General features: G+C 38.2%; 1 protein-coding gene. It reads left to right on the forward strand.

From position 1 onward, the window contains the following. Positions 1-76: 76 nt before the first annotated feature. On the forward strand, positions 77-419 hold a 343-nt coding region (locus HC175_RS19340; protein ID WP_168139767.1), incomplete at its 3' end, for a hypothetical protein.

Genomic DNA, 419 nt, shown 5'->3' on the forward strand with positions numbered 1-419 from the left:
TCAGGTTAAGAAAAATGTATCACTATTAATTCTGTTTAGTTTCATTTTATCCGGCTGTATTGAAGAGAAAAATGAAGTGATTTCCGCGCAAGATACTTCCAGTGAAGTTTTAGAAGCGTATAACAACATGTATGACTCCTATGCTAAGGGAACAGATGAATTTTTCGATTATTATGAAAAAGATTTTGTAAGGGTGCCAACTAACGGAGAGGTGCAGAAAGGGGTTGAAGGGCCCAGGGCAGAATGGAACGATTTTTTAAAGACACATTACCTGTATCTCGAGGAATATGGTAAGCCCGAAATTATTTTAAGTGAAAATCAGGTGGTAACTATAGGAGACTACACCGAATATTTTATTGACCGGGAGACAAAAGACAGTTCCTATAACCGCGGAGTTTACATTGCTGCCTGGAGAAAAC

It is taken from the genome of Salinimicrobium oceani, from assembly GCF_012037645.1.